Origin of the sequence: Streptomyces sp. L7, from assembly GCF_050990935.1 — a bacterium.
GTDB lineage: Bacteria > Actinomycetota > Actinomycetes > Actinomycetales > Microbacteriaceae > Leifsonia.
Genome location: NZ_CP194644.1, coordinates 3,016,465 through 3,037,166, shown reverse-complemented (window position 1 = coordinate 3,037,166; position 20,702 = coordinate 3,016,465). Strand labels below are relative to the sequence as shown.

Genomic DNA, 20,702 nt, shown 5'->3' with positions numbered 1-20,702 from the left:
TGGTCGAATCGCGCTACACTATTAGTTAGTGCCCTAACTACACGGGTCGGTGGGAGAGCAGAGAGAATGTCCGGACGCTTCGCGCAGTGGTACGCGCGCTGGAACGCCAAGCTGATCCGCGTGGCCGGCCCGGCCCAACTCGGCGCGGGCCACCCCGAGGGTCCCGACCTCCGCTCGCCCGCCGCGCCGTGCCCGATCTGCGGCCGGCCGATGACCGAGCACTCCGTGCTGCGGCCCGAGGGCCAGCGCGACGCGAGCCGGCTGGTCTGCCCAATCGCCGCCTGAGCGCCCACAGCCCCGCCTGAGCGTCCTGAGGAGTTCAGGGTTCCTTGACGGCCGCCGCGATGATCGTCCGCAGGCTCTCGCGCAGGTTCAGGATGTCGTCCATCGGCAGGCCGAGCCGTTCCACGATCCGCGGCGGGATCTTCTCCGCCTCGGCGCGCAACTCGCGGCCGGCACCCGTGAGGGTGACCTCCAGGGCGCGCTCGTCGGCGACGCTCCTCCTGCGCTCGACGTAGCCGTTGGCCTCCAGCCGCTTGAGCAAGGGGGAGAGGGTGGCCGGCTCGAGCTGCAGCGCGTCGCTGAGCTCTTTCACCGACCGCGGCTCGCGCTCCCAGAGGGCGAGCATGACCAGGTACTGCGGGTGGGTCAGGTTGAGCGGCTCCAGCACCGGCCGGTACAGCGCGATCACACTGCGCGCGGCGACGGCGAGGCCGAAACAGACCTGGTTCTCCAGGGCGAGGAGGTCTTCGGACACGTCGGTCATTCTAGGCTCCGGCCCTGTCGTCCTGCCTGATCACCCGGCCCGGGAGAACTCCGAGGCCCGCGCGATCCGATCCGGGGTGAGCGCGACGCCGGTGTAGCGCTCGAACTGCCGCGCCGCCTGCAGGGCGATGACCTCCGCGCCGGTGATCAACCGCTTGCCCGCCGCCCGTCCCGCGGCGACGAGCGGGGTCTCGGAGGGGAACGCGACGACGTCGAACACGACGGAGGCCCGCTGCACGAACGCGTCGCCGAACGCCCGCGCGGACTCGTCCGCTCCACGCATCCCGAGCGGGGTGACGTTCACGATCACGTCGAAGTCCGGCTCTGGCTCGCTCGCCGTCCAGGTGTACCCGTACTTCTCGGCCAGCGCCGTCCCGGCGTCCGCGTTCCGGGCCAGCACCGTCAGATCGTCGAACCCGGCGCCGCGGAACGCCGCGACGACCGCCTTGGCCATGCCGCCCGACCCGCGCACGATGACGCGCGACGCGGGATCGACCGCGTGCTCGCCGAGCAGCTGCGCGACGGCCTCGTAGTCGGTGTTGGAGGCCGTGAGCAGCCCGTCCTCGTTGACGACGGTGTTGACCGACTCGATCGCCAGCGCCGACGGCTCCAGGTTGTCGACCAGCGGGATGATCGCCTCCTTGAACGGCATCGACACCGAGCAGCCGCGGAAGCCGAGCGCCCGGATGCCGCGCACGGCGCCCTCCAGATCGTCGGTGGTGAACGCCTTGTAGACGAAGTTCAGGCCGAGCTCGTCGTACAGGAAGTTGTGGAACCGCGTGCCGATGTTGCTGGGACGGCCGGACAGCGAGATGCAGACCTGCATGTCCTTGTTCAGGATGGGCATGCGTCCATTGTCGCAGGGCGCCTGAACTCCTTCGCAGCCGCCCCTCATCCGACCGTTACGTTCACAACTTGACTACAACTCAGCGATCATTCACTCTTATCGCATGACCGCCACTCAGGGTCTTCCCCGCGTGGCGCACGCAATCCCGGGTCGCAAGGCGCGCTGAGGCACTTGAACCAGGAGCGGCTCGTCGAGTTCCTCCTGGCCAACGGACCATCCACCCAGGCTGAGCTGGCGCGCGGGACGGGACTCTCCACCGCCACCGTGTCGAACATCGTCCGCGACATGGCGGCGAAGGGCGTCGTGGAGACCTCGCCGGTGACCTCCAGCGGCCGCCGCGCGCTGCTCGTGCAGCTCACCGACACGGGGGACATCGCGGTGGGAGTGGACTTCGGCCGCCGGCACGCGCGCATCGTGCTCGCCACCCTCGGCTACGAGGTGATCGCGGAGGAGGAGATGGCCTTGCCGCTCGGCTACGACGTCGCCGGCGCCGTGGGGCAGGCGGCGGAGTTGCTCGACCGGATGCTGGCCGCCGGCGGCCACGACCGGCAGGCCGTGCTCGCGGTCGGGATCGGCATCCCCGGTCCCATCGACCGGCGCACCGGCACCGTCCTGCAGGGTGCCATCCTCCCGGAGTGGGTGGGCGTGCGGCTGCGCGACCTGGTGGAGGCCTTCCGGTTCCCGGTCGTGGTGGACAACGACGCCAACCTCGGCGCGCTCGCCGAGGTGACCTGGGGCGCCAACCGCGGCGTCCGCAACCTGATCTTCGTCAAGATCGGCACCGGCATCGGCGCCGGGCTGATCCTCAACGGCCTGCCGTACTACGGGTTCCTCGGGATCACGGGCGAGCTCGGCCACACCCCGGTCACCGAGCAGGGAGTGATCTGCCGGTGCGGCAACCGCGGCTGCCTGGAGACCATCGCCTCCACGAGCGTGATGATCGAGACGCTCGGGCACGGGAACAACGCGCCGGTGAGCACGGCGGACATCCTCCGCCGCGGACGCGAGCGCGACCCGGCGGTGCTCCGCGTCGTGAGCGACGCCGGCACGGCGATCGGCCAGGCGATCGGCAACATCGCGAACGTCATCAACCCGGAGCTGGTGCTCATCGGAGGACCGGTGGTCGGGCTCGGGGACGCGCTCCTCGAACCGATCCGGCGCGGCATCCAGCACAACGCCATCCCGGTCATCGCCGAGACGACGATCGTGCGGATCTCATCGCTCGGCGACCGCGCCGAATCGCTCGGCGCCGCCGCACTGGTCATCCAGGGCGCCCTCGACGGCAGCGAGTAGCGCCCGACATTCGTGACGAATGTCGCGTTTGCGCGCGCCATTCGGGACATTCGTGACGAATACGGGATTCCGTTATGCATCCGTTGTCTTCACTATTTGACGCCAAGACTGAATTTAGCGTTTACTACTTAGGCGCAACCCACGCACCCGTACAGCTCGTACCCAGCCCGAACAGCACACCAAGGAGCGACGATGCCGTCGAACGCAGTCATCCTGCAGATGCGCGCCATCACCAAGGAATTCCCGGGAGTGAAGGCGCTCGAGGATGTCTCCCTCACCGTCCACGCCAACGAGATCCACGCCATCTGCGGAGAGAACGGCGCAGGCAAGTCCACGCTGATGAAAGTCCTCTCCGGCGTGTACCCGTTCGGGACTTATACGGGAGACATCGTCTACCAGGGCGAGGTCATGCGCTTCAGGGACATCAAGTCCTCCGAGCAGCGCGGCATCGTGATCATCCACCAGGAGCTCGCCCTCATCCCGGAGCTCTCCATCACCGAGAACATCTTCCTCGGCAACGAGCCGGGGCGCGGCGGCGTCATCGACTGGAACGAGGCCAAGCGCCGCGCAGTCGAACTGCTCGCGCGCGTCGGCCTGAACGACGACCCGGACACGCAGATCAAGAACATCGGCGTCGGCAAGCAGCAGCTCGTCGAGATCGCCAAGGCGCTCAACAAGGACGTCAAGCTCCTCATCCTCGACGAGCCGACCGCCGCGCTCAACGAGGCGGAGTCCGCCCACCTGCTCGACCTGATCGTGGGCCTGAAGCACAAGGGCGTCAGCTCCATCATCATCAGCCACAAGCTCAACGAGATCGAGAAGGTCGCCGACCAGATCACGATCATCCGCGACGGCCGCGCGATCGAGACCCTCGACGTCAAGGGCGACGGCGTGGACGAGGACCGCATCATCCGCGGGATGGTCGGCCGCACACTCGAGAGCCGCTTCCCCGAACGGACGCCGAACATCGGCGACGTGCTCTTCGAGGTGCGCGACTGGGTCGTCCAGCACCCGCAGGTCGCCGACCGGCTCGTGGTCAAGAACTCCAGCTTCACCGTTCGCCGCGGCGAGATCGTCGGCTTCGCCGGCCTGATGGGCGCCGGCCGCACCGAGCTCGCGATGAGCGTCTTCGGCCGCTCCTACGGCACCTTCGTCTCCGGCGAGGCGTACAAGGACGGCAAGCCGATCCAGCTCCGGACGGTCTCCGAGGCGATCGACAACGGCCTCGCCTACGTCAGCGAGGACCGCAAGGTGCTCGGCCTCAACCTCCTGGACGACATCAAGCAGTCGATCGTCGCGGCCAAGCTGAAGAAGATCGCCAAGCGCGGCGTCGTCGACGATCAGCAGGAGTACGCGGTCGCCGAGGAGTACCGGAAGAACCTGCGGATCAAGACGCCCGACGTCGACCGCGGCGTGAGCACGCTCTCCGGCGGCAACCAGCAGAAGGTCGTGCTGGCCAAGTGGATGTTCACCGACCCGGACATCCTCATCCTCGACGAGCCGACGCGCGGCATCGACGTGGGCGCCAAGTACGAGATCTACGGCATCATCCAGCAGCTCGCCGCGCAGGGGAAGGGCGTCATCGTCATCTCCTCCGAGCTGCCGGAGCTGCTCGGCATCTCCGACCGCATCTACACGATCTTCGAGGGGCAGATCACCAACGAGCTTCCGATCGCGGAGGCCACCCCCGAGACCCTCCTGAAAAGCATGACCTCGGCCAAGAAGAAGGCAACCCGATAATGACCACTCAGATCGAAGCGAAGAAGAAGTCCGGCGGGATCCGCGACCTCGGCAAGATGTTCGGCGGCGGCCAGTCCACCGGACGCCAGTTCGGCATCCTCGGCGCGCTCGTCGTCATCGTCCTGCTGTTCGAGCTCCTCACCGGCGGCAAGACCCTCGACCCGGTGAACCTGATCAACCTGGTCAACCAGAACGCGTACGTCCTGGTGCTGGCCATCGGCATGGTGATGGTCATCATCGCCGGCCACATCGACCTGTCGGTCGGCTCGGTGGCCGCCGTGGTCGGCATCATCGTCGCCCAGTCGATGACGCAGTGGCACTTCCCGTGGCCGATCGCCATCCTGCTCGGCCTGGTGGTGGGCGCCGCGATCGGCGCCTGGCAGGGCTGGTGGGTCGCCTACGTCGGCGTCCCCGCGTTCATCGTGACGCTCGCGGGCATGCTCATCTTCCGCGGCCTCAACCAGCTCATCGGAAACGCCAACACCATCCCGGTGCCGGACGGCTTCACGTTCATCGGCGGCGGCTTCCTGCCCGAGTGGGGGCCGAACACCGGCTACAACAACTCGACGCTGCTGCTCGGCATCGTCATCGCCGTGGTCATCGCGCTGCTCGAGATCCGCACCCGTCGCAGCCAGACCCGGATGGGCTCCGAGAAGGCGCCGCTCTGGGTGAGCGTCTTCAAGGTCGTCGTGCTCGACGCCGTCGTGATCTACTTCACCTTCCTGTTCGCGGGAGGCCGTGTCGGCACGTCCTTCCCGGTCTCTGGCATCATCCTCGGCGTCCTGATCATCCTGTACTCGTTCATCACCCGGAACACGATCTTCGGCCGCCACATCTACGCGGTAGGCGGCAACTCGCACGCCGCGGAGCTGTCGGGCGTCAAGATCAAGCGCGTCAACTTCTACGTGATGATGAACATGTCGGTGCTCGCGGCTCTGGCCGGCATGATCGCCGTCGCCCGCTCGGTCTCCTCAGGCCCGCAGGACGGCCTCGGCTGGGAGCTCGACGCGATCGCCGCCGTCTTCATCGGTGGAGCCGCGGTCTCCGGCGGCATCGGCACCGTGGCCGGCTCGATCGTCGGTGGTCTCGTCATCGCGGTCCTCAACAACGGCCTCCAGCTCCTCGGCGTGACCAGCGACTGGGTGCAGATCATCAAGGGCCTCGTCCTCCTGATCGCGGTCGGCATCGACGTCTACTCGCACCGCCGCGGCGGCCCCTCGCTGATCGGGCGCCTGTTCGGCGGCCGCGGACGCCGGGAGACCGCGGTCGACGCCGCCGGCGCGGAGCAGCCCGCAGTCCTCCCGACCTCCGACCCGGCCGAGGACTCGTCCCGGTCGCTCACCTCCTGACCTGCACCTCCATTTCCCGAACCCCGCACCATCACAACCAGAGAAAGAGATAAGAATGCGCAAGATCGCACTCGCGACAGTGGCTGTCGCTGCTGCCGCCGCGCTCGCCCTGTCGGGCTGCTCGAGCCGTGACGGCTCCGGAACCGCCTCGACGGCCTCCGGCTTCGCCAAGGACGCCTCGATCGGCGTCGCCCTCCCGACCAAGACGTCGGAGAACTGGGTGCTCGCCGGTGGCCTGTTCACCGACGGCCTCAAGTCGGCCGGCTTCAAGGGCGACGTGCAGTACGCCGGTGGCTCCGGTGTCTCGGACCAGCAGTCGCAGATCCAGTCGATGATCACCAACGGCGCCAAGGTCGTCATCATCGGCGCCGTCGACGGCGGCCAGCTCGCCGCGCAGGCCAAGGCTGCGCACGACGCCGGCGCGACCGTCATCGCGTACGACCGCCTCATCCTCAACACGAAGGACGTCGACTACTACGTCGCGTACGACAACGAGAAGGTCGGCGAGCTCCAGGGCCAGGCCCTCCTCGACGGCATGAAGGCCAAGTACCCGGGCAAGACCAAGTTCAACATCGAGCTGTTCTCGGGCTCGCCCGACGACGCCAACTCGAAGGTCTTCTTCGACGGCGCCATGAAGATCCTGCAGCCGAAGATCGACGACGGCACGCTGAAGGTCGTCTCCGGTGAGACCGACATCAAGCAGACCGCCACCCAGGGCTGGCTGCCCGCGAACGCGCAGACCCGAATGGACACCCTGCTCGCCAAGAGCTACGGCTCGGCCGAGCTCGACGGCGTCCTGTCGCCGAACGACACCCTCGCGCGCGCCATCATCACCTCGGTGAAGGGCGCCGGCAAGCCGGTCCCGATCGTCACCGGTCAGGACTCGGAGGCCGAGTCGGTCAAGTCCATCATGGCGGGCGAGCAGTACTCGACCATCAACAAGGACACCCGCAACCTGGTCAAGCAGGCCATCCAGATGGTCAAGGACCTGCAGGCGGGCAAGAAGCCGCAGACGAACGACGACAAGTCGTACAACAACGGCGTCAAGGTCGTCCCGGCCTACCTCCTCAAGCCGGTCATCGTCACCAAGGCGAACGCGGCGGAGGCCTACGCCAACGACCCGACCCTGGAGCCGCTGACCAAGTAGTCGGCGCCCCTCTCGGGCAGCAGTAGACAGAGCAGAAGGCCGGTCCCCGTTCGGACCGGCCTTCTGTGTCCCCCTGGACAGTTCCCCCTGGGACTTCCCCCTCTGGCGGCCTGGCTCTCACCCTAGGACCACGCAGGAGGTCGCGGCATCAGGGCCACCACGGATATCCGCACCCGTGGTGACCCTGAGCGGAAGGGGCCTCCGCGGGCCGGACCGGGTCACAGAGTGGCGAGGACCTCGCCGATGCGGGTGACGTAGTCCTCGATCAGCGTGCCGGCGGCACGACCGTCGCGGCGCGCGGTGGCCTCGCGGAGCTCGCGGGCGAAGCGCTCGAGGGCGAGCGGGTCGAGGCGGCCGTGCAGTTTGCGGCCGAGCCGCCGGACCTGGGGGAGCACGTTGCCGAGCGCGCGGATCCGGACGTCGTTGTCCTCGATCCGCGCGAACGCGATCACGAGGTGCGCGAAGACGGTGACGAACCGTGCGGTGTCGTCGTTCGCCGCCGCCGTCGCGAGCTCGGCGTGGAGGTCGCCGATCAGCTCGTCGTCCTCGGTCTCCCAGAGCGGGAGCCCGCGCAGCGCGGCGCCGGCCCAGAGGTCGCCGGCGACCTGCACCGAGTCCAGGACGCCGCGGATGTCGAACTGAGCGACGCGCGTGAAGCGGTTGCGCTCCATCTCGACGAGGCCCTGCTCGGCGAGCCGATCGAGCGCGTGGCGGATGGGTGTGCGGGAGATCCCCAGCCACTCGACGAGGTCCGCGTCGCGGAGGCGCTCGCCCGGCTCGAGGGTGCCGTCCATGATGGCGGCTTCGATGCGTACATGGGCCTCTTCGGAGAGGGAGATCCGGGCGACGTGGTCGGTGGGCATTGGCATGGTCGGGTGCTCCTGGGGTAGTCGGTTTTCGGGGGTGGAACGGGCAGCTTGCTCTGGTCAGATGCTTACTGGTAAACTATAAATATACCAGAGCAAAACCGAGTTCACGAAACGAGCCCCCCATGACCCTCGAAGAACTCCGCGCGCGCTTCCCCTCGCTCGCGGCCGACCGACGTCTTCTCCGAAACGATGTCTACGCGGTACTCCTCGCCGGCATCCTCGCCGGCGACCTCGCACCAGGCGAGCGCCTCAAAGACGGAGAGCTCACCGACGCCCTTCGCGTCTCCCGCACCCCGGTGCGCGAAGCGATCGGCCGGCTGCAGCAGGTCGGGCTGATCCGCACGGCCCCCAACCGCTACACCCTGGTGTCGCCCCTCGATGTCCGCGAGATCGTGGACGTCATCGGCGTGCTCCGGCTGCTGATGCCTCCGGCGATCCGCCACGCCCTCCAGGGCGTCGACGTCGACACGGAGCTGGAGCTGACGGTCGTGGCCGAGCGGCTCGAACGCGAGACCGACGGGGCGGCAGACGCGTCGCCGATCGACGCGTTCCAGCGTTCGATAGCGGCCCTCCTGGCAGTCATCCCCGACCGCGTGCTCGCCGAGACGATCGAGAACCTCATTCCGCGCTTCGTCCGCTACGTCACACTGTCGGAGGAGGGCGCTGCGGCGGTCTCGCGGGAGCGGGTCCTCGACTTCGTCCGTGCCGTGGTCCGGGGCGACGAGAAGGCGGTGCCGATCCTGGACGCTGCGCTCGTCGAGCTCTCCGAGGTGCTCAGTCCGGGCGTCGGCGGAGCCGCCTGAGCACGGCCGCCGGGAACACCAGCAGCAGGAGTACCAGCACCAGCAGGATCCCGGCGCCCGCGACGATCGCCGCCGCGAGACCCAGCGTCACGTCGAAGACGAAGAACACCACGCCGGAGGTCAGCAGGGCCACCAGCCCCAGCGTGATCTTGAGCAGCCGGTTGGCGATGGCGACGGACTGCGTCTTCTCGTGATGCCGGAAGAGCTGGCGGTGCAGCGCGACGGGTGCGAGCCCGAGCGCCGTGGCGCCGGCGGCGAGCAGGACGAGGACGAGGTAGAAGCCCACTTGGAACGCGTCCAGCGTGCCGAAGCGCGCCTGGAACGCGATCGCGAGCAGGAAGCCGCTGATGAGCTGTGTGCCCGTCTGGGTCACCCGGAGCTCCTGAAGGATCTCGTTCCAGTTGCGGTCGGCGCGCTCCGTCGCGGACTCCGTGCGTCCGTCCTCCGGGTCGATGTCGTCCGCGCCAGGGGTCCGCGGGTCCGGTGTCTGCGGATCCGACATCTGGGTCATCGCTCCATCGTCGTCCGGGGAGGGGAGCCGCGCAACGGGTGGACGCCCTGCGCTCCCAGTGCCGCCCGGTAGAACCGCACGAGCTCCGCGGCACTGGGCCGCTTCGCCGCCATCGTCGCCGTGTCCGACCTGCGGGCGGCCATGTGGTGCCGCCACGACTCGGCGGCGCAGCGGTGGTCCCAGGCGACGGCCGCCGCGGCCTCGAGTGTGCGGCACCAGCCGATCAGCTCCCGCCCCTCCGAGCTCGGCGCCCAGGTGACCACGCGGTACCAGACGTCGGGCCGGTTCAGGTCGCCGAAGGCGAACCGGCGGACGACCGCGTACGGCGTCCCGAGGGCGCCCTGGCTCAGCACCCATTCCGACGGCTGGGCGTTCGCCACGGGATGCCAGGATGCGCTCACGTCAGAACGTTAGAGACGGCCGCCGACACCGGCTGCGCTCCGGGGCTGCGGGGCCGGGCGACCTCAGGTCAGCAGCCGGATGAGCGCGGCGACCACGGGCCTGTAGTGCTGCCCGGCCTCAGGTCAGCAGCCGGATGAGCGCGGCGACCGCGGGCCTGTAGTGCTGACCGGCCTCAGGTCAGCAGCCGGATGAGCGCCGCGACCGCGGGCCTGTAGTGCTGACCGGCCTCAGGTCAGCAGCCGGATGAGCGCGGCGACAACGGCTGCGGCCGGCACCACGACGATGAACGGCACGCGCAGCGCGTACAGCCCTGCGGCGATGGCGACCGCGGGGAGCCGCGCGTCCAGGTGCAGCGATTGGCCTGACCCGAATGTCTGCACGCAGATCAGCGCCGCGAGCAGCGCGGCCGTCAGGAGGTCGCTCGTGCGGGCGACGACCGGGTGGTCGAGTGTCTTCGGCGGCACGAGCCACCCCACGGCCTTGAGCGCGAGCACGGCGATCGAGCCGAGGAGGATGATGTTCCAGGTCGTCACGGCTCGACCTCCCGCTCCATCGGGATCGGGTCGGGATGCGGCCGGTCGTCGCCGCGGCCCAACAGGTTGAGGATGCCGAACACGATCGCGACGACCGCCGCGGCGAGCACCGGAAGCCCGGGCATGAGGAAGGGCGTCAGCAGGGTCGCGACGAACCCGGCGGCGACGGCGACCGCCTGGGTCTGGCGCGCCTTCAGCCTCGGCCAGAGGAGGCCGAGGAACGCCGCGGCCGCCGCCGCGTCCAGGCCGTACGCCTTCACGTCGCCGATCAGGTTGCCGAGCAGCGCCCCGGCGAGCGTCATCAGGTTCCAGCCGAGGTAGACGACGAGGCCGGTCACCCAGAACCCGATGCGCTGCGCGCGCGGCTCGGTCTGGGCGGTGGCGACGGCCGTCGACTCGTCGATGGTGAGCTGGGTGGCCGCGGAGCGCCTCCAGAATCCCGGGCCGATGATGCGCGACAGCCGGAGCGCGTAGAAGGAGTTGCGCACGCCGAGGAGGGCGGCGGACGCGATCGCCGTGCTGCCAGCGGCGACGCCGCCCGATGCGAGGATGCCGATGAGCGCGAACTGCGAGCCGCCGCTGAACATGACGAGGCTGAGGACGCACGCCTGCCACATGTCGAGTCCCGATGCGGTCGCGAGTGCGCCGAAGGAGATGCCGTACAGCGCCGTCGCGACGCCGACCGCCCAGCCGGAGCGGGCGGCCGTGCGCTCCTGTGCGGTTCGCTCTTGTGCGGTTCGCTCCTGTGCGGTGCGGCGGCGGCGTGCCATTCTGTCGAGACTAGCGGCCCGGGTCCGGCCTACTCGGCGGCGCCGGCTCCCGGCCGGAACAGCCGGGCCACGACGTCCTCCGCGGTCGAGTCGCCGAGCCTCCAGGGCTGGAAGATGACGCGGTAGATGATCGGGGCGATGACGACGTCCATCACGTCGTCTTCGGTGACCGCGGTCTCGGGGTGCCGTGCCAGCAGCATCCCGGCCTCCGTGCGCCGATTGCGGAGGCAGTCGGAGGTGCGCTCACCCGCCGCGCTCGCGCCGCCGCGCAGCAGGGCGGCGTTCACCGGCTTGCGGAAGTGGGCGACTATCCCGCGCGCCCAGTCGGTGAGGTCGTCGCGCAGGTCGCCGCGGTCGACGAGCGGTCGCTCGGGGTCGAGGTGGTACGTGGCGATGTCGTTGATGAGGGTCGGGAGGTCGCCCCAGCGCCGGTAGATGCTGGTCGGGTTCACCCCGGCGCGCTCGGCGATCATCGGGACGGTCACGCGCTCGCTGCCCTTCTCGCGGACGAGCTCTTCGACGGCGGTGCGCACGCTGTGGATGACCGCGGCGCTGCGTCCGCCCGTCCGCTTCGACGGTGTGGTCGTAGTCATGGGAATAGCTTAAAGCAAAAATCGTTGCTTTTTAGCACGTCCCACTCTATAGTCCGTTAAAGCAACGATTATTGCTTTTAGGAGGCCGAGATGTCCACTGCAGGGGAGAGCTGCCCGCAGCTTCCAAGCCCGACGCTCGTTACCGGGCCCATCGCCGTCGGCAGGCCGCGTTCCCGTTCGCTGCGACTGCGCCCGACCGCCGCGTTCACCGGCACCGCCCTGGCGTTCGTCGCCGTGGCGCTCGCCGTCGGCGCGCCCAGCCCGCTGTTCGTTCTGTACCAGCAGGAGTGGGGCTTCCCGTCCTGGCTGCTGACGGTCGCCTTCGCGATCTACGCGGTCACACTCCTGATCACGCTGCTCGTCGCGGGGTCGCTGTCCGACCACATCGGGCGCCGACCCGTGCTTGTCGGCGCGCTCGCGCTGCAGGTGGCGGCGATGCTCATGTTCCTCTTCTCGAGGGACATCGGCTCGATCATCGCCGCGCGCTCGGTGCAGGGCGTCGCCACCGGCGCCGCGATGAGCACCTTCACCGCCTCCCTGGTCGAGCTCGCGCCCGAGCGGCAGAAGAAGCTCGGCGCGACGATCGGCTCGACCGCTCCGGTCGGCGGGATCGCGCTGGGTGCGTTCTTCACCGGGCTGGCCGTTCAGTTCACCGCTCAGCCGACGACGCTGGTCTTCGTGACGCTGGCGCTGCTGTTCGTCGCGGGCATCCTCGTCGTGCTCGCGTCGCCCGAAACCGTGGCCGCCCGTCCGGGCGCTCTGCGATCGCTGACGCCCCGGCTGTTCATCCCGCGCGCCGCGCGAAGCGAGTTCGTCGGGGCGCTCCCGCTGTTCCTCGCGACCTGGATGCTCGCCGGGCTGTTCATCGGGCTGTCGCCGTCCATCCTGCACGGCGTCTTCCACCTGGACTCCGGCATCCTGAACGGCGCGATCGTCGCCGTGCCGCCCGCGGTCGGGGCGGTCGCCGGGTTGCTGCTGACCCGCGCGCCGGCCCGGACCACGACCGTCTGGGCGATGGCGGCGATCATGGCCGGGATCGCGCTGACTGCCGTCGGGATCGGCGCGGGCCTGCTGCCCGTGCTGTTCGCGGGCGCGGTCGTCGCGGGAGGCGGATTCGGCGCCGGGTTCTCGGCCATGCTGCGGATCATCGCCCCGCTCGCGCCGAACGACCAGCGCGCCGAGCTCTTCGCCGGGGTGTTCCTGGTGAGCTACCTGGCCTACGGCGTCCCCGCGCTGGCGGCGGGCGAGCTGATCGGCGTCGTCGGGCTGCTGCCCACCGCGCTCGGCTACGCGGCGGCCATCGCCGTCGCCGCTGCGGTCGCGATGGTGGTGCAGATCGTGCGGCTGGCCCGGGGAGTCCGCGCCGAGACGGCAGCCTCCGCCGAGCCCGTCCTCACGCCACGTCGATGAGCACCTTGCCCACGACGCCGTCCTTCACGGCGTCGTGGGCGGCGGCCGTCTCCGCCAGCGGGAAGCGCGTGATCGGGAGGCCGTGCTCGGCTCCCACGGGCAGCGCACCCGCCGCGACGGCCGCCGACACCGCCCGCACTGCGGCCGCCTTCGCCTCCGGCGCGACGGTGTAGGTCAGGACGAACTGCCAGCGCAGGTTCTTCTGCATCGACGGGCGGATCGGCATCGTCACCTCGGTCGAGCCGGGAGCGTCGGCGTACACGGCGATGGTGGCGCCCTGAGCAGCGACCCTGGCGTCGAGCTCGGCGTTGGCGCTGGCGTTGACCTCCACGATGATGTCGACGCCGCGCGGCGCGAGCGCGCCGATCGCCTCCGCCGTGTCCGGCTCGCGGTAGTTGACGACGTGGTGCGCTCCCGCGGCGCGCGCGAGCTCGGCCTTCTCGTGGCTGCTGACGGTCGCGATCACCGTGGCGCCCCCCAGACGGCGAGCTGGATGGCCGCGTGGCCGACCGCTCCGGCCCCTCCCGCGATGAGCACGGTGCGCCCATCGAGCGAGCCCGGGGAGAGCTCGCCCGCCGCGCGCTCGTGGGCGGTGAGCGCGCGGTGCGCCGTGAGCGCGGGGATGCCGAGCGACGCGCCGACGTCGAAGCTCACGCCCTCCGGCAACGGCACGACCAGATTCTCCGGGAGGACGGCCAGCTCCTGGGCCGTCCCGTCCGGCCGCTGGTACGCGGCGTCCCACACCCAGACCCGGTCGCCGGGACGGACCGTGGTGACGCCCGCGCCCACCTCGTCGACCACTCCGGCGCCGTCCTGGTTCGGGACCTGCGCCCGCGGGAGGTCCGCCGGGCCGCTGCCCTGCCGCGCCTTCCAGTCGGTCGGGTTGACGCCGGAGACGTGGATGCGGACGCGCACCTCGCCGTCGCCGGGGTGCGGCTCGGGGCGCTCGCCGAGGACGAGAACGTCGGAGTCGCCGGTCGCGGTGTAGCTCACAGCTTTCATGACTCAAGCCAACCACGGGAGGTGGGCCGTCGTCAGCCCGCGGAGCAGGCTCCCGAGCTGATCGGCGCCGAGCCGACGGAGCCGAGCACCGGGCGCAGTTCGTCCAGGGTGAGGGCGTAGCCGGTCTGCGGGTCGATGGTGGACCGGGCGAAGACGACGCCGACGACGTCGCCCGCGGAGTCGAGCAGCGGCCCGCCGGAGTTGCCGGGTCGGATGGTGCCGCGCAGCGAGTAGATCTGCCGCTCCACCGCGCCGCTCTGGTAGATGTCCGTCCCGCGCGCGGTGAGCTGCTCGCGGACGCGCTGCGGGCTGATGGTGAACGGCCCGTCACCGGGATAGCCCGCGGCGTAGGCCTGATCGCCCGAGCCCAGATTCTGCCCGAGGTGCAGCGCCGGCGCGCGGAGGTCGGTGACATCGAGCACGGCCAGGTCGCGCTCCGGGTCGAACGCCACGAGTGTGGCCCGGTCGACCGTCGTGCCGCCGGACTCCCGCACCACGACCGACGAGGCGCCGGCGACGACGTGCGCGTTGGTGACCACGCGGCCCTGCTGGACCACCCAACCGCTGCCTTCGGAGTCCACGCCGCAGGCCGGCTTGGACGCCAGCACGGTGACGGTGGACTGCTGCGACGAAGCGACGGCTGCCGGCACGTTCGCGTCGGGCGCGCCGATCGTCTTGATCGACTCGCCGCCCTCGAAGACCTTCGGGAGGCCGGCCCCGGCGAGCGCGTCGTCCACCGCCCCGAGCACGGTCGAGGAGGGGATCGGCGCGATGGTGTTGAGGGTGGAGACGACCTGTGACGAGTTGGCGGCCTGCACCACGGTCGCAAGGCTGGTGGCCATCGCGAAGCCGGCGATGAGCCAGACGACGACCGCCCAGGTGACGAACCCGAGGACCGCCCCGATCAGCGAGTCCACCCATTTGATCGGCCCGTGCCGCAGCACCTTGCCGATCACGGACGCCGCCGCGGTCGCCAGCGCGTACACGATGCCGGCGCAGGCGACCAGCACCACGGCGGCGACGATCGAGCGCTGGCCGACGCCGGTCAACCCGGAGGCGGCCATCCAGTTCACGACCATCGGTGCGAGCAGGAGGCCGAGCGAGAGCCCGACGCCGAGGCCGATGAGCGCCCCAGCGGCACGGATGGCCCCATTGCTCCAGCCCGCCGCCATCGCGAGGACGGCGAGCACCAGCAGCACGACGTCGACCACGATCTCCACGGCTCTCACGATGCCCCACCAGGCTGGGCGCGGGCTGGGGTACGGATGTACGGAACCGGAAACCCGTCTGTGCGTGGGTATATTACGAGGGACGCCGGGTTCCCGACCCGAGCGTGGAGGAGGATGCCGTGCCGAAGGGAGCGAACCTCCCGGCGATCGCCGCGTTCAACGAGACCGTGGTGCTGGACGCCGTGCGGCGCTCGGAGGGCGGCCTCAGCCGGGTGGAACTCACCTCGGTCACCGGGCTGTCCGCGCAGACGGTGACCAACGTGACGCGCCGGCTGCTCGGGCAGGGGCTGATCCGGGAGGCCGGCAAGCAGAGCGAGGGCAGCCCGGGCAAGCCGCGCACCCTGCTCCGGCTCGACCCCGCAGGCGCGTACGCGGTCGGCGTGCACCTGGACCCCACCGTCATCACCTGCGTGCTCCTCGACCTGGAGGGCGAGGTGGTCGACCACCTGCGTCGGCCGTCGCCGACGGACGGCGACGCGAAGGCGACGCTCGCCGTCATCCTGGACGCCATCCGCTCCCTGCTGGCGACGCCGGGCGTTGACGCGTCGCGGGTGATCGGCGTGGGCGTCGCCGCGCCGGGACCGATCGACGCGGACACCGGCGTCGTGGTGCGGCCGCCGCTCATCCCGGGCTGGAACGACTTCCACCTCCGAGAGGAGCTCACCGCCGCGACCGGCCTGCCGTCGCTGGTTGCGAAGGACGTGATCAGCGCGGCCGTGGCCGAGCGCTGGCGTGACCCCGCGGGCGCCAGCAAGGACTACGCGTTCATCTATTACGGCACGGGCGCCGGAATCGGCCTGGTGCTCGGCGGCGAGGTCTACACCGGCTCGACGGACAACGCGGGAGACGCCGGTCATGTGCTGGTGGACCCGGGCGGAGCGCTCTGCGCGTGCGGCCGCCGCGGCTGCTGGGGCGAGTCGGTGCGGCCGAACCGCCTGGTCATGCAGGGCCTGTGGGCGGGGGTGCTGCAGGCGCCGTCGGATGCCTCGGTCGTCGACGGCGTGGACCTTGACCTCGACGTGGAGACCGTCGATGCCCTGTTCACCCGCCTGACGGAGGCCGCCGACGCCGGGGATGAGCGGGCCGCCGCGATCATCGACCGCTCCATCCGCAACACGGCGTACTACCTGTCGAACCTCACAGCACTGCTCGACCTCGACCGGGTCGTTTTCGGCGGCCCGTCATGGTCGCGCGTCGAGCGGCGGTATCTCGCCCAGCTCGACGAGCGGCTGGCCGAGATCGACATGGGGATCCTGACCCATCCGGTGCTGTTGGAGGGGAGCGCTGTGGGGGAGGACGTGGCCGCGGTCGGGGCGGCGTGCCTGGTGCTGAACGAGACGTTCTCGCCGCGGGTGGGGCGAGGGTGAAACCCGTTTTAGTGTAGTTGTTCTAGTGCTAAGGTGCTAAATCTCAGACCGACAAGGGCTGTCGCTCGAGAGGAGATGCATCGTGATCACCAGAATCACGCGGGGACGCGCCAGGAGTGCGCTCGCCGTGCTGCTCGCCGTCGGGGCACTCGTCGCCGCATCCGGAGCGCCGGCCCAGGCCGCCCCGGATGACGGAACCTCGTCGGTCCGCGACTTCCTCGCCCAGTACGGCGCGGATGAAGCTACCCAGGACCGGCTGCTCGCCGAATATGGGTGGAGGTTCCCGATCCCGGGGCATCGGACCGCACGCGGGGGATCAGTGGTTGCAGCGTGAGCGGGAAGGTCTACAGCAACTGCAAGATCGACATGTGGGTGGGACTCGTTCAGATGGCCTTCCGTGCGTCGTACAACCTCGGCACGAACCAGGTCACGAACGCGTACGGGGCGGAGTACACGATTCTCACCGCGTGCAGCGCTTCGCCAAGTCTCAATAGGCCGGCCGCCAACATCGCGCGGCTGAACGTCGCGGCGCAGATGTGTGCCCTCCCATACGCCACCGTCTTCTGGCTGCAGCTTACGGTCAGCGGTGGATCCGCGCGAGTCAGTTGGAACGACAACTGAGGAGCGCCATGATCCTGTGGAACACTCTCGGTACCATCGGCATCGCGTTGACCGTGGGCGTCATCGTGCTCGCGGCGATCTGGCTTCGACGCCTGAGCAGGAAGTAGATACCGGGTACACCTCGGCCCCGACCCGCAACAAGCGGGCCGGGGCCGATCCGTTTCTTCGCCCCACCCGAGGGGAGACCACCGATTTCTCCTACCCTCTTTACTTGTAAATCAAATTGATTTATAAATTACGAAGAGTCCGCGGCATGGGAGCCGGAGGACCCCAATGCAAAGGAGCATCGATGAAGCGAAGCAGGGTTGTGGTCGCAGCAGTCGCCGCCGCCGCACTCGTCGCACTGGCGGGCTGTTCGTCGTCGTCCGGGGGTGGTGACGGCAAGACCATCAAGGTCGCCTTCCAGGATTTCGGGTCGGACATCATGGCCAACTTCATGAACAAGGCCAAGACCGACTTCGAGAAGGCCAATCCCGGCACCAAGGTCGACCTGGTGCCCATCAAGGCGGCCGAGAACGATTACTACACCAAGCTCGCGCTCATGAACCGGGCCGCCACCACCGCGCCCGACGTGATGAGCGAGGACACCTTCCTCATCCGCGCGGACGCGCAGGCCGGCTATCTCGCGCCGCTCGACTCCTACGTGTCCAAGTGGTCGGACTGGTCCAACTTCTTCGACAACGCCAAGGACGCAGGCAAGGGCGACGACGGCAAGGTGTACGGCATCCCCACCGGGACCGACACCCGCGGGCTCTGGTACAACAAGCAGATCTTCGCCAAGGCCGGCATCCCCACGCCGTGGCAGCCGAAGACCTGGGCGGACGTCATCAGCGCGGCCAAGAAGATCAAGGCCGCCGACCCCGGTGTCATCCCGCTCAACATCTTCTCCGGCAAGGCCGCGGGGGAGGCGAGCTCGATGCAGGGCTTCGAGATGCTGATGTACGGGGCGAGCGCGAAAGGCCTGTACGACGACTCGAACTCCAAGTGGATCACCGGGTCGAAGGCGTTCACCGACTCGCTCGACGTCATCAAGGAGGTCTACCAGGGCGGCCTCGGCCCGAGCCCGGAGATCACCAGCGACACCAACTACCAGAACACCGTCAACAACGAGCTGGTGCCGCAGGGCAAGCTCGCGATCAACCTCGACGGCTCCTGGGCCTCCAACGCGTGGCTGCCCACCGGCGCCACCCCGTGGGCCGACTGGGACAAGGTGATGGGCACGGCGAAGATGCCGACGCAGAACGGCGGCGCACCCGGCTCGGTCAGCCTCTCCGGCGGATGGACGTTCTCGATGGGCTCCAAGAGCTCGGCCAAGGACACGGCGTGGAAGTTCATCACCTTCGTGACCGACAAGCAGCGCTCGCTCGAGTTCAACATCAACACGGCCGGCATCCCGGTGCGCAAGGACGTCGCGAACGACGAGAAGTACAAGACGTCCAACCCGACGTCGGAGTTCTTCTCCTCGCTGGTCGCTGTCACCAAGTTCCGCCCGGCGACCCCGGACTACCCGAAGATCTCCAACGGCATCCAGGTGGCGATGGAGTCCGTGATGACCGGGCAGGCCACTCCGGCGCAGGCAGCCAAGACCTACGACGAGTCGGTCGTGGGCATCGTCGGCAAGGGCAAGACGGAGTCGAAGTAACGTGACCTCCACTCTGGATGCCGTCGGCTCCGACGCGCGCGGCCGGACCACCCCGGTCCGGCCGCCGCGCGGTCCGAGGACACGTTCGCGCGCACACGCCCGGCGGTCGGTCGCCCGGGCCGTCCCCCTCATCCCGGCCATCGGCCTGCTGGTCGTGTTCCTCGTCGGGCCGATCCTGTCGTCGTTCTACGGCTCGTTCACCAACATGTCGCTGACCGGCTCCTCGGCCGCGTCGGCGGAGTGGGTGGGCCTCCAGAACTACATCGACCTGTTCAAGAGCCCGGACTTCCCGGTATCGGTCTGGCTGACGCTGGTGTTCCTGATCGGCTCGGCGGTCATCGGCCAGAACATCGTCGGAATGGTGCTGGCCCTGCTGATGCGCAGCGGCAGCCGGTGGGTCGGCGCCCTCGTCTCGACCTTCGTGGTGGGCGCGTGGGTGCTGCCGGAGATCGTGGCGGCGTTCGCGTCGTACGCCTTCTTCAGCCAGCACGGCACGCTCAACGCCCTCCTCGCCGCGTTCGGGATCGTGGGTCCCTCGTGGCTGTTCGCCTTCCCGATGCTGTCGGTCATCCTCGCAAACACCTGGCGCGGCGCGGCCTTCTCGATGCTGGTCTACTCGGCCGCGCTGCAGGAGGTCCCGCCGGAGATCACCGAGGCGGCGGAGGTGGACGGCGCCAACGGGGCGAAGCGGTTCTTCCTCGTGACGCTGCCGATGATCCGGCGCAGCATCTCCACGAACCTCATGCTCATCACGCTGCAGACGCTCTCCGTCTTCACGCTCATCTTCGTGATGACCGGTGGTGGCCCGGGCAACAAGAGCATGACCCTGCCGGTGCTGGCCTACCAGGAGGCGTTCAAGTTCTCCGAGCTCGGTTACGGCACCGCCATCGCGACCATCCTGCTGCTCGTCGGGGCGGTCTTCGCGATCGTCTACGTGCGGGCGCTCAAGACGGAGGTGGACTGATGAAGCTCTCGTCGCCCAACGGCGTGGCCCTCAAGTGGACGGCCAACATCCTGATGCTGATCATCGGCGTGGTCTTCGTGCTGCCGCTGGTGTGGGTGGTGCTCGCCTCGTTCGACGGCAGCGCGACCCTCTCGGTCGCCTGGCCCAAGCAGTGGACGCTGGAGAACTTCCAGAAGGTGCTCACGCCCGAGCTGGCGTTCCTGCCACTGTGGAACAGCCTGCTGCTGTCGGCCGGGTGCGCGATCCTCACCGTGATCATCGCCGTGCTCGCCGCCTACCCGCTGTCGCGCTATCGCAACCGGTTCAACCGGCCGTTCCTCTACGCGATCCTGTTCGGGACCTGCCTGCCGATCACCGCGATGATGGTGCCGGTCTACAGCCTGTTCGTGTCGCTCAACCTGATCGACTCGCTCGGTGGGACGATCCTGTTCATGGCGGCGTCATCGCTCCCCATGGCGATCTGGATGACGAAGAACTTCGTCGACTCCGTGCCGATCTCCCTCGAGGAGGCGGCCTGGGTCGACGGCGCGTCGAGCATGAAGACCCTGTGGACCGTCGTCGTCCCGCTCGTGCGACCGGGGATCGCGGTGGTGTTCATCTACGTGTTCGTCGCCGCGTGGGGCAACTTCTTCGTCCCGTTCGTGCTGCTGCTCAGCCCCGGCAACCAGCCGGCCGCGGTGAGCATCTTCACGTTCTTCGGCCAGTACGGCGCGGTCGCCTACGGCCAGCTCGCCGCCTACTCGCTCATCTACTCCGTGCCCGTCATCGCGCTCTACGTGATCGTGTCCCGTGCGCTGGGCGGCTCGTCCGCGCTCGCCGGGGCCGTCAAGGGCTAGCCGTACCTC

At 69.2% G+C, this 20,702-nt stretch carries 24 protein-coding genes; 13 read left to right on the top strand and 11 right to left on the bottom strand.

Going from position 1 to position 20,702, the window contains the following annotated elements; genetic code table 11:
• Nucleotides 1–66 precede the first annotated feature (66 nt).
• A complete protein-coding gene (locus ACR5MH_RS15230; RefSeq protein ID WP_431347967.1) occupies nt 67–285 on the top strand; it encodes a hypothetical protein in 219 nt (72 codons plus the stop codon).
• Nucleotides 286–319: 34 nt separating this feature from the next.
• Here the strand turns inward: ACR5MH_RS15230 and ACR5MH_RS15225 are convergent, their stop codons facing one another.
• Nucleotides 320–766: a MarR family winged helix-turn-helix transcriptional regulator gene (locus ACR5MH_RS15225; RefSeq protein WP_433861916.1), complete on the bottom strand. Its 447-nt coding sequence runs from the start codon at nt 764–766 to the stop codon at nt 320–322.
• 30 nt (nt 767–796) lie between these two features.
• Nucleotides 797–1,612: a shikimate 5-dehydrogenase gene (locus tag ACR5MH_RS15220; RefSeq protein WP_431347965.1), complete on the bottom strand. Its 816-nt coding sequence runs from the start codon at nt 1,610–1,612 to the stop codon at nt 797–799.
• 171 nt (nt 1,613–1,783) lie between these two features.
• Between ACR5MH_RS15220 and ACR5MH_RS15215 the strand changes: the two genes are divergently transcribed.
• The 4 genes from ACR5MH_RS15215 to ACR5MH_RS15200 all read left to right on the top strand — a co-directional run bounded on the left by ACR5MH_RS15215 (nt 1,784) and on the right by ACR5MH_RS15200 (nt 7,141).
• Nucleotides 1,784–2,905 carry an ROK family transcriptional regulator gene (locus tag ACR5MH_RS15215; protein ID WP_433861915.1) on the top strand — a complete coding sequence of 374 codons (1,122 nt, stop codon included), beginning with the start codon at nt 1,784–1,786 and terminating at the stop codon, nt 2,903–2,905.
• 192 nt (nt 2,906–3,097) lie between these two features.
• Nucleotides 3,098–4,645 (top strand): multiple monosaccharide ABC transporter ATP-binding protein, encoded by a 1,548-nt coding sequence (gene mmsA / locus ACR5MH_RS15210; RefSeq protein WP_431347963.1) that lies wholly within the window; start codon nt 3,098–3,100, stop codon nt 4,643–4,645.
• Complete coding sequence (gene mmsB / locus ACR5MH_RS15205) at nt 4,645–5,994, top strand: multiple monosaccharide ABC transporter permease (protein ID WP_431347962.1); 1,350 nt, start codon at nt 4,645–4,647, stop codon at nt 5,992–5,994. The genes mmsA and mmsB overlap by 1 nt, the downstream gene beginning before the upstream one ends.
• Before the next feature lie 55 nt (nt 5,995–6,049).
• Nucleotides 6,050–7,141, top strand: a complete 1,092-nt coding sequence (locus ACR5MH_RS15200; RefSeq protein ID WP_431347961.1) for a substrate-binding domain-containing protein — start codon at nt 6,050–6,052, stop codon at nt 7,139–7,141.
• 218 nt (nt 7,142–7,359) lie between these two features.
• Here the strand turns inward: ACR5MH_RS15200 and ACR5MH_RS15195 are convergent, their stop codons facing one another.
• Entirely contained in the window at nt 7,360–8,010 is a 651-nt protein-coding gene (locus tag ACR5MH_RS15195; RefSeq protein ID WP_431347960.1) for a GntR family transcriptional regulator, read from the bottom strand.
• Between the two features lie 122 nt (nt 8,011–8,132).
• On the opposite strand from ACR5MH_RS15195, the gene ACR5MH_RS15190 reads away from it, so the two are divergent.
• Nucleotides 8,133–8,813: a GntR family transcriptional regulator gene (locus ACR5MH_RS15190; protein WP_431347959.1), complete on the top strand. Its 681-nt coding sequence runs from the start codon at nt 8,133–8,135 to the stop codon at nt 8,811–8,813.
• On the opposite strand, the gene ACR5MH_RS15185 is transcribed toward ACR5MH_RS15190, so the two are convergent.
• The 5 genes from ACR5MH_RS15185 to ACR5MH_RS15165 all read right to left on the bottom strand — a co-directional run bounded on the left by ACR5MH_RS15185 (nt 8,785) and on the right by ACR5MH_RS15165 (nt 11,622).
• A complete protein-coding gene (locus tag ACR5MH_RS15185; RefSeq protein WP_431347958.1) occupies nt 8,785–9,324 on the bottom strand; it encodes a DUF6328 family protein in 540 nt (179 codons plus the stop codon). The two genes, ACR5MH_RS15190 and ACR5MH_RS15185, sit on opposite strands and share 29 nt — an antisense overlap.
• Nucleotides 9,321–9,725, bottom strand: a complete 405-nt coding sequence (locus ACR5MH_RS15180) for a hypothetical protein (protein WP_431347957.1) — start codon at nt 9,723–9,725, stop codon at nt 9,321–9,323. Before ACR5MH_RS15180 ends, ACR5MH_RS15185 begins: the two co-directional genes overlap by 4 nt.
• A gap of 228 nt (nt 9,726–9,953) precedes the next feature.
• Entirely contained in the window at nt 9,954–10,259 is a 306-nt protein-coding gene (locus tag ACR5MH_RS15175) for an AzlD domain-containing protein (RefSeq protein ID WP_431347956.1), read from the bottom strand.
• Nucleotides 10,256–11,029 (bottom strand): AzlC family ABC transporter permease, encoded by a 774-nt coding sequence (locus ACR5MH_RS15170; RefSeq protein WP_431347955.1) that lies wholly within the window; start codon nt 11,027–11,029, stop codon nt 10,256–10,258. Before ACR5MH_RS15170 ends, ACR5MH_RS15175 begins: the two co-directional genes overlap by 4 nt.
• 29 nt (nt 11,030–11,058) lie before the next feature.
• A complete protein-coding gene (locus ACR5MH_RS15165) occupies nt 11,059–11,622 on the bottom strand; it encodes a TetR/AcrR family transcriptional regulator (protein ID WP_431347954.1) in 564 nt (187 codons plus the stop codon).
• A gap of 90 nt (nt 11,623–11,712) precedes the next feature.
• On the opposite strand from ACR5MH_RS15165, the gene ACR5MH_RS15160 reads away from it, so the two are divergent.
• Nucleotides 11,713–13,032, top strand: coding sequence for an MFS transporter (locus ACR5MH_RS15160; RefSeq protein ID WP_431347953.1), 1,320 nt, complete (start codon nt 11,713–11,715; stop codon nt 13,030–13,032).
• Here ACR5MH_RS15160 and ACR5MH_RS15155 read toward each other — a convergent pair.
• Genes ACR5MH_RS15155 through ACR5MH_RS15145 form a run of 3 tightly spaced genes read right to left on the bottom strand, consistent with a single transcriptional unit; the run spans nt 13,016 to nt 15,263 of the window.
• Nucleotides 13,016–13,498: a zinc-binding dehydrogenase gene (locus ACR5MH_RS15155; protein WP_433861913.1), complete on the bottom strand. Its 483-nt coding sequence runs from the start codon at nt 13,496–13,498 to the stop codon at nt 13,016–13,018. The genes ACR5MH_RS15160 and ACR5MH_RS15155 overlap by 17 nt on opposite strands.
• Nucleotides 13,495–14,034 carry an alcohol dehydrogenase catalytic domain-containing protein gene (locus ACR5MH_RS15150; RefSeq protein ID WP_433861912.1) on the bottom strand — a complete coding sequence of 180 codons (540 nt, stop codon included), beginning with the start codon at nt 14,032–14,034 and terminating at the stop codon, nt 13,495–13,497. The genes ACR5MH_RS15155 and ACR5MH_RS15150 overlap by 4 nt, the downstream gene beginning before the upstream one ends.
• Nucleotides 14,035–14,066: 32 nt before the next feature.
• Complete coding sequence (locus ACR5MH_RS15145) at nt 14,067–15,263, bottom strand: MarP family serine protease (protein WP_431347952.1); 1,197 nt, start codon at nt 15,261–15,263, stop codon at nt 14,067–14,069.
• A 119-nt stretch (nt 15,264–15,382) separates the two neighbouring features.
• Between ACR5MH_RS15145 and ACR5MH_RS15140 the strand changes: the two genes are divergently transcribed.
• The 6 genes from ACR5MH_RS15140 (at nt 15,383) to ACR5MH_RS15115 (ending at nt 20,693) form a co-directional block, all read left to right on the top strand.
• Nucleotides 15,383–16,630 (top strand): ROK family transcriptional regulator, encoded by a 1,248-nt coding sequence (locus ACR5MH_RS15140; RefSeq protein ID WP_431347951.1) that lies wholly within the window; start codon nt 15,383–15,385, stop codon nt 16,628–16,630.
• 82 nt (nt 16,631–16,712) lie between these two features.
• Entirely contained in the window at nt 16,713–16,964 is a 252-nt protein-coding gene (locus tag ACR5MH_RS15135; protein ID WP_431347950.1) for a hypothetical protein, read from the top strand.
• The gene (locus tag ACR5MH_RS15130; RefSeq protein WP_431347949.1) at nt 16,961–17,251 is read left to right on the top strand and encodes a hypothetical protein; all 291 of its coding nucleotides are present in this window, start codon (nt 16,961–16,963) and stop codon (nt 17,249–17,251) included. The genes ACR5MH_RS15135 and ACR5MH_RS15130 overlap by 4 nt, the downstream gene beginning before the upstream one ends.
• Before the next feature lie 289 nt (nt 17,252–17,540).
• Complete coding sequence (locus ACR5MH_RS15125; protein ID WP_431347948.1) at nt 17,541–18,893, top strand: extracellular solute-binding protein; 1,353 nt, start codon at nt 17,541–17,543, stop codon at nt 18,891–18,893.
• A gap of 1 nt (nt 18,894) precedes the next feature.
• Complete coding sequence (locus ACR5MH_RS15120) at nt 18,895–19,857, top strand: carbohydrate ABC transporter permease (RefSeq protein WP_431347947.1); 963 nt, start codon at nt 18,895–18,897, stop codon at nt 19,855–19,857.
• Between the two features lie 53 nt (nt 19,858–19,910).
• A complete protein-coding gene (locus tag ACR5MH_RS15115) occupies nt 19,911–20,693 on the top strand; it encodes a carbohydrate ABC transporter permease (protein WP_433862657.1) in 783 nt (260 codons plus the stop codon).
• Nucleotides 20,694–20,702: the final 9 nt, after the last annotated feature.